Origin of the sequence: Vibrio sp. 1F263, assembly GCF_041439035.1 — a bacterium.
Lineage (GTDB): Bacteria > Pseudomonadota > Gammaproteobacteria > Enterobacterales > Vibrionaceae > Vibrio > Vibrio tasmaniensis_A.
The window spans coordinates 300293-314360 of sequence record NZ_JBGONI010000001.1 but is presented as its reverse complement, the minus strand read 5'-3'; the positions used below and the strand labels follow the sequence as shown (position 1 = coordinate 314360).

At 44.2% G+C, this 14068-nt stretch carries 15 protein-coding genes; 11 read left to right on the top strand and 4 right to left on the bottom strand.

The features are described 5' to 3' along the window. Positions 1-129: 129 nt before the first annotated feature. The 7 genes from ACED25_RS01320 to recR all read left to right on the top strand — a co-directional run bounded on the left by ACED25_RS01320 (position 130) and on the right by recR (position 6127). Complete coding sequence (locus ACED25_RS01320) at positions 130-1233, top strand: response regulator (protein WP_371694452.1); 1104 nt, start codon at positions 130-132, stop codon at positions 1231-1233. Positions 1234-1381: 148 nt separating this feature from the next. Next, positions 1382-1519 carry a hypothetical protein gene (locus ACED25_RS01315; protein ID WP_017099204.1) on the top strand — a complete coding sequence of 46 codons (138 nt, stop codon included), beginning with the start codon at positions 1382-1384 and terminating at the stop codon, positions 1517-1519. Between the two features lie 74 nt (positions 1520-1593). Beyond that, positions 1594-1965 carry a YbaN family protein gene (locus ACED25_RS01310; RefSeq protein ID WP_029223120.1) on the top strand — a complete coding sequence of 124 codons (372 nt, stop codon included), beginning with the start codon at positions 1594-1596 and terminating at the stop codon, positions 1963-1965. Between the two features lie 161 nt (positions 1966-2126). Continuing rightward, positions 2127-2672 carry an adenine phosphoribosyltransferase gene (gene apt, locus ACED25_RS01305; protein ID WP_004734171.1) on the top strand — a complete coding sequence of 182 codons (546 nt, stop codon included), beginning with the start codon at positions 2127-2129 and terminating at the stop codon, positions 2670-2672. Between the two features lie 18 nt (positions 2673-2690). Next, positions 2691-4967, top strand: coding sequence for a DNA polymerase III subunit gamma/tau (gene dnaX / locus ACED25_RS01300; protein WP_371694451.1), 2277 nt, complete (start codon positions 2691-2693; stop codon positions 4965-4967). A 152-nt stretch (positions 4968-5119) separates the two neighbouring features. Then, positions 5120-5449: a YbaB/EbfC family nucleoid-associated protein gene (locus ACED25_RS01295; protein ID WP_009848672.1), complete on the top strand. Its 330-nt coding sequence runs from the start codon at positions 5120-5122 to the stop codon at positions 5447-5449. A 78-nt stretch (positions 5450-5527) separates the two neighbouring features. After that, the gene (gene recR, locus ACED25_RS01290; protein WP_004734155.1) at positions 5528-6127 is read left to right on the top strand and encodes a recombination mediator RecR; all 600 of its coding nucleotides are present in this window, start codon (positions 5528-5530) and stop codon (positions 6125-6127) included. A gap of 83 nt (positions 6128-6210) precedes the next feature. On the opposite strand, the gene aqpZ is transcribed toward recR, so the two are convergent. Further along, on the bottom strand, positions 6211-6900 hold the full coding sequence (gene aqpZ / locus ACED25_RS01285; RefSeq protein WP_017099207.1) for an aquaporin Z: 690 nt from the start codon (positions 6898-6900) through the stop codon (positions 6211-6213). 258 nt (positions 6901-7158) lie between these two features. On the opposite strand from aqpZ, the gene ACED25_RS01280 reads away from it, so the two are divergent. The 4 genes from ACED25_RS01280 to ACED25_RS01265 all read left to right on the top strand — a co-directional run bounded on the left by ACED25_RS01280 (position 7159) and on the right by ACED25_RS01265 (position 9718). Beyond that, positions 7159-7383 (top strand): hypothetical protein, encoded by a 225-nt coding sequence (locus ACED25_RS01280; protein WP_009848670.1) that lies wholly within the window; start codon positions 7159-7161, stop codon positions 7381-7383. 13 nt (positions 7384-7396) lie between these two features. Beyond that, positions 7397-8803: a hypothetical protein gene (locus tag ACED25_RS01275; RefSeq protein ID WP_017101996.1), complete on the top strand. Its 1407-nt coding sequence runs from the start codon at positions 7397-7399 to the stop codon at positions 8801-8803. Positions 8804-8940: 137 nt separating this feature from the next. Next, positions 8941-9192: a hypothetical protein gene (locus tag ACED25_RS01270; RefSeq protein ID WP_009848668.1), complete on the top strand. Its 252-nt coding sequence runs from the start codon at positions 8941-8943 to the stop codon at positions 9190-9192. 88 nt (positions 9193-9280) lie between these two features. Next, complete coding sequence (locus tag ACED25_RS01265; RefSeq protein WP_009848667.1) at positions 9281-9718, top strand: YcgN family cysteine cluster protein; 438 nt, start codon at positions 9281-9283, stop codon at positions 9716-9718. A 178-nt stretch (positions 9719-9896) separates the two neighbouring features. On the opposite strand, the gene ACED25_RS01260 is transcribed toward ACED25_RS01265, so the two are convergent. From ACED25_RS01260 to ACED25_RS01250, 3 genes are all read right to left on the bottom strand, one after another. Continuing rightward, on the bottom strand, positions 9897-11474 hold the full coding sequence (locus ACED25_RS01260) for an alkaline phosphatase (protein WP_371694450.1): 1578 nt from the start codon (positions 11472-11474) through the stop codon (positions 9897-9899). Positions 11475-11667: 193 nt separating this feature from the next. Continuing rightward, positions 11668-13554: a BCCT family transporter gene (locus tag ACED25_RS01255; protein WP_017099467.1), complete on the bottom strand. Its 1887-nt coding sequence runs from the start codon at positions 13552-13554 to the stop codon at positions 11668-11670. Positions 13555-13682: 128 nt separating this feature from the next. Next, complete coding sequence (locus ACED25_RS01250) at positions 13683-14036, bottom strand: hypothetical protein (RefSeq protein WP_017099468.1); 354 nt, start codon at positions 14034-14036, stop codon at positions 13683-13685. Positions 14037-14068: the final 32 nt, after the last annotated feature.

Sequence of the window (14068 nt, the reverse complement as noted above, 5' to 3'; positions counted from 1 at the left end):
CAACCCTTGTCACGAATTTCCAGTAAAGAGTACGTATTTGTGTATTTAGCAATTTGTTACTAAGTTTTATATTAGTTCTTGGAACAGATAACAATAATAATTCGACTTAGTTTTGTGAGGTTAGAGATTATGTACAAAACTCACAGTCAGCCAGTTATGACCTCGGCTCAGGAAGTTCTCAATCAAAAATGCGTTATGTTGGTTGATGATGATCCTATTTTTCGCCGGATAACCAGCGCGTATTTAGACAAGATTGGTTATAAAGTGGTTGAGGCTGAAAATGGGCTGGACGCTCTGCAAAAGCTTAGAGACTCGGCGCCAGATTTAATTGTGTGTGACTTATCAATGCCTATTCTGGATGGCATTGAGCTTGTAGAAGAGCTCAGTTTAGAGTATCCGTCACTGCCTATGATCGTTGTGTCTGGCACCGATGATATGTCTGATGTGGCGAAAGCATTACGATTTGGTATCAAAGACTTTTTAGTCAAACCTCTGGAGGATCACGGTCATTTAGGCAGTGCGATTGCGAATACATTAACAGATTCGTTCGATAACATTTCAGACCAACGAGATTTTTCAAGCCAATGGTTTTGCGTTGATGACGGCGGAGAGATCCCTGAAGACCAAGAGCTGCATTGGCACCTAAATCACTTGCAAGATAACCCTAGTGCGGCAAGAGATTTATTGCACGCGCTGCTTCCTGACAAAGACACACGACAAGGCTCATGGCGTTGCAGTTACCGCCTACTACAATCAACAGATATGATGCCACTTGTGTTTGATTATGCGTGGATGATGAATGGGCAGTTTGCTTTCTACCTCGTCGATTCGTCATCTTCTGATAACGGTGGCTCAGCGACCACATTGTTGGTAAGAGCGTTATTCCACGATTACATAAGAAATCGAAAAGATTTTAACGTTGATCTCAAAGATATTGCGGAGATTTTGGAGAAGGGGCTTCGTTGCTCTAAATGTTCAACCCCGGTTAATGCTTTGTTTGGTGTTGCTGACCTTGCTGTGGGAACTATCTCTATTTTACCTGCGGGTTTAGATGGACAATGGTCGAATGGCGAATTGAATCAACATATTGCGGCGGGCGAACGCTTGGGTGAGAACTGTAAGAAGAACTTCATCACACGGGATCTTCCGATTGAACAGGGCTGCCAGCTATCATTGAGCCTACTTGGATCGGCCAGTTTTAGTTTAGACATACACCAAGGGTCCACCGATTAACCCTATATTTCCTCGGTTTTTGTGAATAATTGATTAAGGTATAGTTGCGCAAATGGTGTGGCTATGCCTTTTTTGTTAAATGTCGATTTAGCAAAGCGGGTTTGGTTCGCCAGATACTTACCTTTACTAACAAAAACAAGAAGCAATCATGGCAGATAACAAAGACTTTCAAGACCCGTTTAATGTATTCTACTTTTTAGGATTTTTAGCCGCATTTTTAGTGATTCCATTATTACCAGCAACACTTACGTTGATCCGTGTATTCAATGGTTACGCAACATTCTAGTTAAGTTATCGTCGCCGATTGGTGATAGCTAACTCAAGGAGGCCACAATTAGCGTTCGAGTTTTAAGCCTCAATATTGCTGGTGGCCTTTGCATATTTCTCGCAGTTTTAGGGATAGCTTTACCCGTACTGCCAACCACGCCTTTCCTCCTTCTTGCCAGTGCATGTTTCATGCGAAGCAACCCCAAAGTTCACAAATGGATGCATGAGCATAAAACGCTGGGTCCCTTGTTGAACAATTGGTATCAACATGGTGCCGTTACCAAGCAAGTAAAAACGCGTGGCGTGTTTTTTATCTTGTTAAGTTTTGCGTTATCGATCTACTTTGCCCCGATCATTTGGGTCAAGGCTTTCCTAATTTGTGTACTTGTTATTCTTCTCACATGGTTTATGCGACTTCCAACCCATGAGTTGGTTGCTGACAGCAAAGAAAATCACTACCATTAAGCCAGTGTGCCTGCTTGTATAGCGGGCGTTTATTATTTCAGCAATTTGAGTTATGACTCTCGTTGCAATGAAGTCCAATCGTACCTTTCCTTAATTCCGAGCGTTGATGTTTGATTCGTTAACGAGAGTTTGGAAAGCGGCCTAATGAAGTGCATAAGATTATGAACACAGAAAAAATCTCTCTGATCAAAGCAAGCATCAAAAGCATTCCTGATTACCCTAAAGCGGGTATTTTGTTCCGTGACGTAACAAGCTTGATGGAAGATCCTGCCGCGTACAAAGCGACAATAGACCTGTTAGTGGACACATACAAGGGCATGGGCTTTACTAAGATCGTTGGTACTGAAGCTCGTGGTTTCCTATTTGGTGCGCCTCTTGCTCTTGAGTTAGGTGTCGGCTTTATCCCTGTTCGTAAGCCGGGCAAGTTGCCTCGTCAAACTGTGGCACAATCTTATGAGCTTGAGTACGGCACTGATACGCTAGAAATTCATACCGATGCTATCGTTGAAGGCGATAAAGTGCTGATGGTTGATGACTTGTTAGCAACAGGCGGTACGATTGAAGCGACAACGAAGCTGATTCGTCAGCTTGGTGGTGTGGTAGAACACGCTGCATTTGTTATTAACCTTCCAGAAATCGGTGGTGATAAGCGCTTACAAGGCTTAGGTCTAGAAGTGTTTAGCATCTGCGAATTCGACGGTCACTAATCCTTTTCGGAATTATTCATGAGCTATCTTGCGTTAGCGCGAAAATGGCGACCAACCAAATTCAAAGAAGTGGTTGGTCAAGCCCATGTTTTAACAGCATTAGAGAATGCCCTTAGCCAAAATAGGTTGCATCACGCTTACCTATTCAGCGGTACACGAGGTGTCGGTAAAACGACCATCGGCCGTTTGTTTGCGAAGGGACTCAACTGTGAAACAGGCATTACTTCAACCCCTTGTGGTGAGTGTGCAACCTGTAAAGAGATCGATGAAGGTCGTTTTGTTGACCTGCTCGAGATCGATGCTGCCTCACGTACTAAGGTAGAAGATACCCGCGAGCTTCTGGACAATGTTCAGTACAAGCCTGCACGTGGTCGCTTCAAGGTTTACCTAATCGATGAAGTACACATGCTGTCTAGGCACAGTTTTAACGCGCTTCTAAAGACCTTAGAAGAGCCGCCTGAGTATGTGAAGTTCTTGCTCGCAACGACCGATCCACAAAAGCTTCCGGTTACGATTCTTTCACGTTGTTTGCAGTTCCATCTTAAGCCGATCAGTGTCGATAATATCCACGAGCAGCTCGATCATATTCTTGAACAAGAAAATGTGACATCTGAACCTCGTGCGCTTGGGATGATTGCTCATGCTGCTGATGGCAGTATGCGTGATGCGCTAAGCCTGAGTGACCAAGCTATCGCATTGGGTAACGGTAATGTCGTAACAGACACTGTTGCTCATATGCTTGGAACGCTGGATACAGACCAAGCGATTCACCTACTTGAAGCGATTAGCAGTAAACAGCCTCAGCAGGCGATGGCTTGTATTCAAGCTCTTGCTGAAAATGGTGTTGAGTGGGATGGATTGCTGAGTCAACTTGCGACTCAATTACACCGTTTGGCGATGTATCAAGCTCTGCCGTCTACTTTAGACAAGGCCCAGCCTGATGCTGAAAGGCTGGAACTGCTGAGCAAAACGTTAAGCCCTCAAGACATCCAACTCTACTACCAGATAGTGTTAAAAGGTCGTCAAGACTTGCCATTATCGCCAACCGCTCGTGTTGGTATTGAGATGGTGGTTCTGCGTATGTTGGCATTTAGGCCTGCTGAGCAAACTGTTGCTACGGCAATCTCGACTCAGTCGACAAGCCCAGCGCCAGCTCCTGCAGCTCAGAATCCGGTTCAGAACCAGGTTCAGAGTGTTGCTCAGCCAATGAGTCAACCGGTGCCAGAGCCGAGACAGCCAGTTCAGTCTCCAGCGGTTTCACAGCCTCAAGTGCAACAACAGGCGCTTCAGCAGCAAGCTATACCGCAACAGTCGGCACAACAGCAACCGCAGCAGAATCAGAGCCAATATTCAGATTCGCAAGGTTACGTTGATCACTCAGGCAACCAAGGTTATCCAGAACAGGATTATCCACACAGCCAGTATGATGTACCACCTGCTTATGATGAGCGTCCAAGTTACGGTGCAGATCAGCCTCAGCTGCAACAAACGAATTATCAGGGCCAAAGTCCGGTTCAACAGCCAAGCGCTGCGCCTTCTTCTCCTCCTGTTTCGCAAGAGCAACCCGCGCGTGCAACTTCACCGGTGAGTGGTTTACGCCACCAATTGCGCTCTCAACGCAGAGGCAGCGCGGCAACAGATAACAAAGGCTCAACGCCAAAAAAGGCTAAAGCGACACCAGCTAAAACTTCAGTTCTTGACCGAGTTGCTCAGCAACACGGTGGTTCTGAGCGGGTGTCGCCAGCTTCTTTATCAGCCTCTTCTACTGAAAAGGTAACCAATGATAATGAACCTTATCGCTGGAAACCGTCTAAACCTGTAGTGAAAGAGGTGAGCAAAGAGCTTACACCTACTCAGATCAAGCGTGCGTTAGAGCATATTAAGACACCAGAAATGGTCGATAAATTGCTTCAAGAGTCGATTGCTCAAGATGAATGGTCTGCCACGATTCAAAAGCTAGAGACAGCCAAGCTTGTTGAACAGTTAGCATTGAACTCAGTGTTTGCTAAAAACGACACATCAATCACTTTAACGTTAAGAGCGAGCCAAGCTCACTTGAATACGGATCGCGCACAGAGCGAACTATTACAGTCGCTCAATACCGTGTTGGGAGAAGAGTGTCATTTGAGTGTTGAAATCGGCGATGGTGGAGAAACGCCACTAGAACTACGAGAAAGATTGTATCAAGGTAAGTTGAAAGACGCGTTTACCGCTTTGGAAAACGATGCCAACGTACAGTTTATTGAAAGACGTTTTGCTGCAGAACTCGACAGAGACAGCGTTCGTCCTATCTAGAACTTTTTCACGTTTAGTGACCGGCGTATCATCCCAGATAAGCAAATCTGAGAACTGAACACCGAGGGGTTGAATCACACTGTTTTAACCCCCATTTAAGCACGTATAGCTTAATTAATTTTAATAAACCAATTAGACCAGAGAGTATTAACATGTTTGGTAAAGGCGGTATGGGCAACATGATGAAGCAAGCCCAGCAAATGCAAGAGCGCATGCAAAAGCTTCAAGAAGAAATCGCAAATATGGAAGTTACAGGTGAGTCAGGTGCTGGCCTTGTAAAAGTAACGATCACTGGTAGCCACAGCGTTCGCCGTGTTGATATCGATGAAAGCCTAATGGAAGACGATAAAGAGATGCTTGAAGATCTTATCGCTGCTGCTTTCAACGATGCGGCTCGTCGCGTTGAAGAAACTCAAAAAGAGAAAATGGCTGGCGTAACTGGCGGAATGCAACTTCCACCAGGTATGAAGATGCCTTTCTAAGTAACTCATTCTTAAAGGTTAATTCTCGTACTAGCTTGTGTTGAACTGGCCATTACTTGAAAATCAGAACGGTTATATATGCGTACCAGTCATATGCTGGAGCATTTGATGGAGGCCTTACGTTGTCTACCTGGGGTTGGCCCCAAGTCGGCGCAGCGTATGGCCTTTCATTTGTTACAGCGCGATAGAAAAGGCGGCCTACAGTTGGCTGAAGCTCTTAGCCAAGCAATGACTGAAATTGGTCATTGTAATGAGTGCCGTACTTTTACCGAAGAAGAGACCTGCCACATTTGTACCAATCCTAAACGTCAGGATAACGGTCAAATTTGTGTAGTAGAGAGCCCTGCAGACATCGCAGCCATTGAAGCAACTGGCCAATATTCAGGTCGTTACTTTGTGCTTATGGGGCATCTTTCACCACTTGATGGTATTGGTCCAAGTGACATCGGTCTCGATGTCTTGGATTACCGCTTACGTCGTGGTGATATCACTGAAGTTATTTTAGCGACTAACCCGACAGTAGAAGGGGAGGCGACAGCACATTACATTGCTGAGCTATGTAATGCCCATGAAGTGAACGCTAGCCGTATCGCCCATGGTGTTCCTGTTGGTGGTGAGCTCGAGCTAGTGGATGGCACCACGCTTTCACACTCGTTACTCGGTCGTCATAAAATCTAAAAAAGCCGCTTGGTGAACCATCACCAAGCGGCTTTTTCTTTTATGGTTCTCAAAGGTTTCTATTCCAAAACACTTCTCTGAGCTTAATCTGAACCTCTCACCGCTTTGTATATCATTGCGCCAATCACGGCACCAATAATCGGTGCAATCCAGAATAGCCATAACTGAGAAACAGCCCAATCACCAACAAATACAGCCACGCCGGTACTTCGAGCGGGGTTAACAGAGGTGTTCGTTACAGGGATACTGATAAGGTGGATTAAGGTTAAACAGAGACCAATTGCGATAGGAGCAAATCCAGCAGGTGCTTTCGAATCTGTCGCGCCCATGATCACGAATAGGAACACCATGGTCATGACCACTTCACAAACGAGTGCAGCGGTAAGTGAGTAACCGCCCGGTGAGTGTTCACCATAACCATTGGAAGCAAAGCCAGAGGCAGCTGCATCAAAGCCAGCTTGGCCTGAAGCAATCACAAATAACACGCCACCTGCGATAATACCGCCAATCACTTGGGCAATAATATAAGGTGCGACATCTTTGGCATCAAAGCGACCACCGCTCCACAGTCCAATAGTAACAGCAGGGTTGAGATGACAGCCGGATATATGGCCAATAGCAAAAGCCATGGTGAGAACGGTTAAACCAAAAGCGAGGGAAACTCCGAGTAGACCAATTCCCACATCAGGGAAAGCCGCGGCTAAGACGGCACTACCACAACCGCCTAACACCAACCAAAACGTACCAAACATTTCTGCAATATACCTATTCATAACGATCCTTATTAATCTGTACCAGTATCAACAAGATAGTTTAGATTTCGCAAGTTTGTGAAATCTTGGGCATATAAGCGACAGAAAGGGAGTGTTTTGGGTAGCAAATAGCCGACAGAGATTGCAGTGATTTTTAAACGAAATGCCATAACTGTTTAACGACAAGCTCCAGAAACTGACTAAAGTGCGATCTATTGTGTTGTTCAATAAATAAAACTGGTTGAAGATATTATTAATTCTTATTGGAGCCTGCGATTCATGAAAAAGTTAGCGATTTTAGTAGTAACGACATTATTACTCACTGCATGCGGAGGTGGTGACAGCGGTGGCGGTAGCGCTGCCACTAGTGGTGGTTCTAGCGCTCAGAAACTGAATACGGACATAGGCGTAAGTGATGCCGATATTCAAACATTGAAAGGCTACAAATTCCTATCCGTTGATGGTAAAGGATTTGAGTCTCCAAGCAATTTTAAAGCGAAGTAGTAGGAGTCAAGTTTTGAAGAAATTATCTATAGGTATTATCCTTGCCACTCTTGGTACTTCTGTTTATGCGTCGCCAAATCTAGAAGGTTATTTTCAAGCTCGTGAATTGGTAAATTATGCGGCAGGAAGTTTACAAAAAGCAAAAGTAGACTTTATAGCCCTAGATTATGCTGTAGCTAAATTACCTGCAGCTTCACAAGCTCAACTGGTTCCTTTTAATACGGTGTTGGGGGAATTCTCGACAAACAGTTCCGTAAGCAGTAGTGACGCGACTGCTTTGCTCAGCCGAATTAACTCTAAAGCCTTATCTGGTCAATATGTTTGCCGCATCAATAGCAATGGTACTGTTCTGGCATATAGTGCGGAAAACGGAGAACAGTGTGCAGCGGACAAGTATGAAAAGGCTGCATTAGCACTAGCGAAGAAAGGCGATGAACTGCGATTCTTCCGTTCATACAGTCAAGGTTATTTTCAAACCTTAACTTATAAGGTTGATGCAACCTCTAGTGATGAAACAGTTCGTTTAGGCTATTTTAATAAACATGGTGGAAAATGGATTGGTGAAGCGGTTAAGGTAGTAAAAGGTAAGGCGCAAATCAATAGTACGGATGTTGATACTTACGATGTCATCGCTTACCGAGATTACAATATCTCATCATCGAAAGGTGTTTCTCCGAACACATCAATTAGCTTTACTGAACAACCGTTTTTTATCACAGATGAAGTCACAGATCTCGACTCTACCGGTAAATCTGTCCATATAACGAAGACTAAATTTTCAAGTCTTCACCAGTTTGATGGCCCTTACCGTGGAAGGCATATTGATTCGAAAGGTTGGTTTAATTGGTTTAACCAAGATTACGTGGGTCAATACGAAATTGGAGGTAAAAAAGTTTACGCCGTTTCGGACACACAAAATTTAGTCGTCAAAAAAGACTTTAGTGGTGCGGTAGATAGCTGGACTCGCGTTGATGTCGACAAAGCTGATCAAGGTAGTGGTGCAGGTGACTGGACTATGTACATGTTTAACAATACAAACAATTTGATAGGTGAAAGCCCAACTTATTGTCAAATCAAAGCGATAGCAGAAGGTAAGCCTGTAGTTCAACTTTTATCATCAACAGGCGTTATGACGCACCCACCAATTACAAACTGTGACCAAGTTGATCCTGGCCATACAAAGAAAGTGATTGCATCATTTAAAGACGGGAATAACAAAACAGTTTCTGTTACTTCTCCTAAGCTAAAAGCAAGCGCTCAACATATTATGGCGCTTGGGCCTATTGTTGATCAAGGACAGAAGGCTAAATTCACAGTGCAAGATGCTAGAGATTTATTGTCATCGACTCGCTATAAAGCGGCTTTAGCAGAAATGACACCGCAATTTTTGTCTTCAAAGCCACATGATATTTTAAAGTAGATTCTGTCTTTGATGAATTGGAAGCACCTTTTATAAGGTGCTTTTTTTGTACATATTAAATAACTTCACTTGGCTAATTTCATTTTTAGGATAGAATCGCCCACCTTCTTTCCTTTGATTCTATTTAAGGTCCAATTATGGAATGCCGTCTTCATTGTGGTGCTTGCTGTACAGCGCCTAGTATTACATCTTCATTCCCCCTTCATCCTCATGGAAAGAAGTCTGGTGAGCGTTGTAAGCAGCTTACTGTTGATAACCTATGTAAACTATTTGGTAAAAAAGAGAGGCCTCAGGTCTGTTTTGACTTTAAAGCTGAAAGCTGGGTATGTGGGGCTACGACAAGCGAAGCTATTCAAATACTCACGGATTTAGAAAGTTCTACCGCATAGCGAAAGAGCGTTAGCTGATTTTATTCTTGAACTTATATTCGGCTAGCGGTATAACACGCACCCCAGTAAAAGAGTAAGAAGTAATCCTATGACGATTCCATTTTGGCAAGAAAAGACACTAGAGCAAATGACCGAGAACGAGTGGGAATCACTGTGTGACGGTTGTGGTAAGTGTTGCCTACATAAACTAATGGATGAAGATAGCGATGAAGTTTACTACACTAATGTGGCGTGTAGCTGGTTAAACGACAAAACATGTTCGTGTAAAGATTACCCGAACCGATTCACTTCAGGTGAAGAGTGTTTGAAGTTGACTCGTGACAAAATCGATGAGTTTCACTGGCTACCAGATACTTGTGCTTACCGTCTTCTATCTGAATCTAAGCCGATTCCTGAGTGGCACCCATTGATTACGGGTTCTAAATCAGAGATGCATGCTGCAGGTGAAAGTGTTCGTAACAAAGTGGTATACGAAATCGATGTTGTCGATTGGGAAGACCACATCTTGAATCACCCAAATCGCTAGTTATTCTAAAAACAGCCGCTCTTGAGCGGCTGTTTTGCTATTTGGCGTCGCCTAAATTTACTTAATTACTTAATTACTTAATTACTTAATTACTTAATTACTTAATTACTTAACTTAAAGGCTTAAAACAAAAAACGCCCCGTAGGGCGCTAAGTAAAACGAGTAAAAAAGATTCAGGCTAGTTTACTTGTTGTTTAATGTACTCACCCAGTTCTGAGTGGTGCATGATTTTTGAAACGGGCAGTATTTTCTCTGCTGGGCCCCAAGCAAACACGTTCACTGGTGTGTGAGTATGTGTACCTGTACCCCAAACGATGTTTTGACTTGTTGCCTGTTCACGAGCAAGCAAGTTTCCGCGGTCGTTATAAGGGAAGAATGCATCGAAATCGTTGATAGCAGGCACTTCTTCTGCCGATAAGTATTTGTGTTGAGCCAATCGGTATGGGTTCGGCTTACTCGCTAATACGTTTTTCGCTTGTTCAGCTGTAATAGGGAACTCACTATTCTTGTTGACGATCTCAGCCAGTTTTTCAGGTGTTTGCTGCGCTTTATCCAGCTTCTGAAATTCGCTGATCATGCCGTAGTAGCTTTGCTTTTGATTATATAAACCATCAAGAATATCGAATGCGCCAAAGTTGAAGTTAGGTGCATAGTCGCGGTCGGCGAAGGCTTCACCAGAACGTTTTTGTGGTTTTGGTAGGTCGTTAGAAGAGTAGCTGAAGCCAAAAGATCCTGTTTCGTGGTCTGCGGTCACAATCACGATCGTGTCTTCACGATCTTTTGCCCATTCATACACAGTTTGGATCGCTTCATCAAACTTGAGCAGTTCATGCAGCATAGTGCCAGCATCGTTACTGTGGCCTGCCCAATCTATTTGGCCACCTTCGACCATTAGGAAAAAGCCGTCTTCATCTTTGGATAGGATGTTGAGCGCTTTTTGTGTCATCTCTTTCAGGCTTGGCTGAGTTCGTTCGTCACTTTTTTCCTTGTTGCTGTAAGCGATGCCGTCATCCATGCCTGAGTAGGCGAACAGGCCAAGTAGCTTATCGCTTTTAGCATCTTCTAACATGCTGCGGTTAAATGCCAGTTGGTAGCCGTCTTTCTCTGCCTCTGCAAGAAGGTTACGGTCGTCTTTACGTTTTGATTTTAGGTAAACATCACCTTGAGTCAGTTTTTCAAGTTGCTTATAGGTTTCACCTTTGTCGTTGGTCGATTTAGGGATCCAATGACGTAGCCCTCCCGAAAGCATTACATCAACACCAGTTTCTAGCATGTCGTTAGCAATTTGGTTTTCTAGCGAACGGTGAGGTTGGTGAGCAGCAAATGCAGCAGGCGTGGCGTGAGTTAAGCGTGTATCGGACACGAGTCCCGTTGCTTTACCTGCCTTTTTAGCTTTCTCAAGAACCGTCTCAACATGATTACCCTGAGAATCAATGCCAATCACTTCTGAACCACTGTAGATACCGGTTGCAAGCATGGTGGCTGAACAAGCAGAATCGACCACAATTGCATCTTCTGGGTGAGTCAGGGATGAACCAATAACCCCTTCTTGAGCAAGTTGATAAAGGGCGGTTTTGTTCTCTTTATAGATCGAGTTTGGTGCTTGGTTTGCGTAGGTTTCTAACAGGCCAACTTGTTGAGGTCCCATTCCATCGCCAATCATCAGAATGACGTTTTTGATTTCTGCTGAAAGTACGTTGAATGAAAGTGTTGAGGTTGCCACTGCGGCAATGATTGGTTTTATAATGTGCTTCATTGGTTATCCCTTTTTATATAAGCGGGATGATTAGAACATCGATTTGTGTCAAAGTCGTTTCATATTTATTTCATCAATGTGAAATTGAGCAATAACTCCAATTTTTTGAAAAGCATAAAAAAAGGCTCACATTTCTGTGAGCCTTTGTCGTATTTAGGAGGGTCCAAATCAATGGACTGCGTCATGGCTAATGTCAAGCAAGCGGTAAGTCTGCAACCACCTGGTTGAACGTGATACGAGCATTCTGAGCTTGCTCAGATAACTCGATTTTTTTCGCTTGTGCGGCACTAAGATTACTCTCGGCCTGCTCAAGTGCTTGTTGTAGGTTCTCTGGTAAGTCGTGAGTTTCCATTTGTGAACCTTGTTCTAACACATAAGCGCGAATTTCTTTCTTCACTGCGGCAAGTTCTGTGTAAGCGACTCGCTCAAGTTCTGCGGCCTCTTGCGCAGCATCTTTTTCTTTCTCAAATTGAGCCAGCGCCATACCTTCTGCAGACCAAGGGTCCATATCTGGTAGTTCTTCGATGTTGATCGTTGGCTCGATGTACGCGTCTTGATGGCGTAGGTCGAGGCTCGTTGCACGAACCGCTGAAATCATCAGCATCACAGAGATCACCAGTAGCGGTAAGCCACCAACTATTGCTGCCGTTTGTAGCGTACTTAGTCCACCCAAGAACATCAGAATCGTTGGCAAGAACGACAGTGTGAATGCCCAGAACATACGGTTCCAACGCATTGGCTCTTCGGTCACGTTGTTTTGCACAACAGACGCTAGGATGTATGAGATTGAGTCAAATGTCGTTGCAGTGAAAATAATACACAGCAGCGTAAATACCGCGATAACTAGTGTACTCATTGGCAGTTGCGCAAGCATCGAGAAGATAGCTTTGGTAGCGCCTTCTGCATTCAAAATCGCTACTACATCCAGTTCACCAGAAAGTTGCAGTGATAGGCCATAGTTACCTAAGATCATGAAAAACAAGAAACAACCTAGAGAGCCAAAGAAAATTGAACCTGACACCATTTGTTTGATGGTTCTTCCGCGAGAGATACGCGCAACAAACAGGCCCATACTTGGTGCAAATACTAGCCACCATGCCCAGTAGAAAATGGTCCAGTCTTGTGGGAAGTGCGTGTTCTCAAAGGTACCGTAACCACCAAATGGTTCAGCCCACGTTGCCATCACGAAGAAGTTAGACAGTAGACGACCAATAGAGTCTAAGCCTGTTTCTAGCATGAAGATTGTTGGACCTGCGATCAGAACGAAAGCTAACAGACCCATTGCACCCCAGAAGTTGATGTTACTTAGGATCTTGATGCCTTTTTCTAATCCAGCATAAGATGAGTAAGCAAAAATCGCAGTACACACTAAAAGCACCATCACTTGCGTTAGGTTATTTTTAGGTAGACCAAATAGGTGATTCAGACCTTCAGTGATTAGAGGTGCAGCTAAACCTAACGTTGTTGCAGCGCCGCCTAATAGACCGAAAATGAATAGGATATCGACGATTTTCCCTGGTACGCCTTTACTGCGGTGTTCACCAAGAACAGGCATTAACGCACTAGAGATCTTTAGAACTGGCTGTTTACGTACATAGAAGAAGTAAGCGATAGGAATCGCAGGGATCAGGTAGATAGACCACGCGATTGGTCCCCAGTGGAACAAACCGTAAGTTGCAGCCCAACGAACCGCTTCTTCACTGCCCGGCTCTAGTTGGAAAGGCGGTGATTGGTAGTAGTAAGCCCACTCAATACAGCCCCAGTACAAGATACTTGCACCGATACCGCCACAAAATAGCATTGCAGCCCATGATGCTGTTTTGAATTCAGGCTCTTCATCAGCTTCGCCCAGTTTAATTTGTCCCATATCACTGAACACAACGTAAACCATAAATGCACAGGCAGCGAGGCCTAGCGCAAGATATAAAAATCCAAGTTGGTCCGTCATGAATGTTTTCGCAACCGCAATCCAGTCTGCGCCCTGTGCAGGGAACAAAATGAGCGGGAAAACTATCGTGAGTAGGAGTGCAATCGCACCAAAGAAAGTAGGCTTATCAATAAGCTCAAAAGTGTTTTTCACGAGTATTATTCCATTAAAATGAGAGCGGAATTATGGAATGAACTCGTTTTTTAGACCAAATCGGGTCTGTTGTCGTGACGACAAATCGCTTTAATGCAGAGAGGAAAGTGCAGTAACAGAGGGGAAAGTTAGATTAAGGCAAGTAGAATGCCACCAACGGTTGCCGCTGCGGATAAGTATTGCCCTGCTGAATAAGAACCATCGTCTTCTTCTTCAATCTTATCTGGGTGATCCATACCTAGAGCGCCATGAGCAAATGACTCAACCTTATCGGTAACGGTCGCGTTTTCAGCTTCGACTTTCTTAGCTTCTTTATCGATTTGTTTAAGGGCAGATAATAGGGCTTTGCCTTCATCAGAAAGCTTCACGGTATTTTGCTCAACCTTAAGCGGCGCAGGCTTTTCAGCTTCAGTGCTTTTAGCTTGTGCATTCATTTTCGCAGGTGAATACAGCTGAGTATTACTCGTTCCTACTGGTGTCATATCGCTCTCCTTACCTATCCTTAAATATAGTA

Excerpts from the sequence above, each read along its gene's own strand:
- aqpZ (WP_017099207.1), bottom strand. The coding sequence starts at position 6,900 with ATGAATAGGTATATTGCAGAAATGTTTGGTACGTTTTGGTTGGTGTTA.
- ACED25_RS01280 (WP_009848670.1), top strand. The coding sequence starts at position 7,159 with ATGAAAAAGTTAGCGATTTTAGTAGTAACGACATTATTACTCACTGCA.
- ACED25_RS01260 (WP_371694450.1), bottom strand. The coding sequence starts at position 11,474 with ATGAAGCACATTATAAAACCAATCATTGCCGCAGTGGCAACCTCAACA.
- ACED25_RS01315 (WP_017099204.1), top strand. The coding sequence starts at position 1,382 with ATGGCAGATAACAAAGACTTTCAAGACCCGTTTAATGTATTCTACTTT.
- ACED25_RS01295 (WP_009848672.1), top strand. The coding sequence starts at position 5,120 with ATGTTTGGTAAAGGCGGTATGGGCAACATGATGAAGCAAGCCCAGCAA.
- ACED25_RS01320 (WP_371694452.1), top strand. The coding sequence starts at position 130 with ATGTACAAAACTCACAGTCAGCCAGTTATGACCTCGGCTCAGGAAGTT.
- ACED25_RS01265 (WP_009848667.1), top strand. The coding sequence starts at position 9,281 with ATGACGATTCCATTTTGGCAAGAAAAGACACTAGAGCAAATGACCGAG.
- dnaX (WP_371694451.1), top strand. The coding sequence starts at position 2,691 with ATGAGCTATCTTGCGTTAGCGCGAAAATGGCGACCAACCAAATTCAAA.
- ACED25_RS01270 (WP_009848668.1), top strand. The coding sequence starts at position 8,941 with ATGGAATGCCGTCTTCATTGTGGTGCTTGCTGTACAGCGCCTAGTATT.
- ACED25_RS01250 (WP_017099468.1), bottom strand. The coding sequence starts at position 14,036 with ATGACACCAGTAGGAACGAGTAATACTCAGCTGTATTCACCTGCGAAA.
- recR (WP_004734155.1), top strand. The coding sequence starts at position 5,528 with ATGCGTACCAGTCATATGCTGGAGCATTTGATGGAGGCCTTACGTTGT.
- apt (WP_004734171.1), top strand. The coding sequence starts at position 2,127 with ATGAACACAGAAAAAATCTCTCTGATCAAAGCAAGCATCAAAAGCATT.